Here is a 1,356-nt window from a genome sequence, read left to right as displayed (position 1 = left end):
GACGCGCCTGCGGCGCGGGCGCCGCGCTGCCGCGCCGCGGTTGCCTCCGGCAGGTGGCACCGTCCCCCTGGCGGCAAGCCGAGGGCGTGGGGCCCAGGCGCGAGCTGGTCGCCGGCTCAGCGCCACGCGGCGTCGCGACCCAGCAGCGCCAGCACGTGCACCCCGGTGGGGGCGTCCACCGGGACCGGGCGCGGGGGAGCGAAGCGCGGGTCGTCGCCGAGCGCCACCTGGAGCGCCGTCGGGAGCAGGTCGGCGGCCAGGCGCTCGGGGATCGCGGACCCGCGCCCCGTCGTACGCCCGACGTCCCAGCCGTGGACCGTGACCTCGAGCGCGGCGATCCGCGCGACGGTGTCGACGGGCAGCGGGTGCCCGCCGACGTCGACGGTCGGGCTGGTCGCCTCCATCCACGCGTGCAGCAGGCCGCACGCCTTCACCTGCAGCCGCTCGACCCGCTCCACCAGCGGCGAGGGTCCGGAGCAGTGCAGGCCGACGGCACCGTCGGCGGCCTCGGCGAAGGCGTCGAGGGCGTCCTCCATGTGCGCCAGCAGGCCGGCGAGGGTCCACCCGAGACAGGGGGTGGGGCGGTCGACGTCGGCGCAGGTGGTCGTCGCGAGGGCGGCGCTGGTGTAGTCGAGCGCGCGCTGCAGGACGTCCAGGCCGGCGACGAGACCGGCCGGGGCCGGCTCGGCCGTCATGGCTCAGGCCGGGACGTAGTCGGCGGGCAGGCGGTCCGGCAGGCCGAACCGGGCGAACAGCCGCGGGTCGAAGAACGCGGTCACGTGCTCGACACGCAGCTCGTCGCCCGAGCCGGTCATCTGCAGCACCTGCAGGTGGAAGGGCTCGAAGTGGCCCTCGGGCTGGCGCATGTAGAGGCCGAACGCCGGCTGGCCGTTGGCGACCGTCTCGATCATCGGCATGTCGTTGGTGCCGCCGGGGCACTTGCTGCCGATCAGCTCGCCGATCGCCTCGCAACCGCGGTAGTGGTTGAGGAACGGCGGCATGTCCCACGTGGCGTCGTACTTGAGCAGCTGGACGATCTGGTCGATGTCCTTGCGCCAGAACGCCTGCAGGTAGGCGTCGAGCAGGGTGCGCTGGGCCTGGTCGAGGTCGGCCTCGACCGTGTCCGGGGTGAGACCGCGGTCGGCGAGCTGTGCGTGCGCGCGCTGCAGTGCCGAGTTCACCGCGGCGGTGGTCGTCTCGAGTGCCGCAGCGGTCTCGGCTGCTGACCAGCGCAGCACGTCGCGCAGGATGAGCACCGCGCGCTGGCGGGCGGGCAGGTGCTGCAGGGCGGCGACGAACGCCAGCCGGATCGTGTCCCGCTCGGCGACCTCGACCGCGGCGTCCGGGATCGGCTCG

Annotated in this window: 2 protein-coding genes; both read right to left on the bottom strand. The window is 74.9% G+C overall.

The annotated features are described in order from the left end of the window. Positions 1–116 precede the first annotated feature (116 nt). On the bottom strand, positions 117–695 hold the full coding sequence (locus L615_RS03890) for a TIGR03086 family metal-binding protein (RefSeq protein ID WP_036518026.1): 579 nt from the start codon (positions 693–695) through the stop codon (positions 117–119). 3 nt (positions 696–698) lie between these two features. Next, on the bottom strand, positions 699–1,356 hold a 658-nt coding region (locus tag L615_RS03885), incomplete at its 5' end, for an RNA polymerase subunit sigma-70 (protein WP_145724185.1).

It is taken from the genome of Nocardioides sp. J9, from assembly GCF_007829375.1.
GTDB lineage: Bacteria > Actinomycetota > Actinomycetes > Propionibacteriales > Nocardioidaceae > Nocardioides.
Note: the sequence above shows the minus strand (reverse complement) of the source record. Positions and strands in the feature narration are given on the sequence as shown.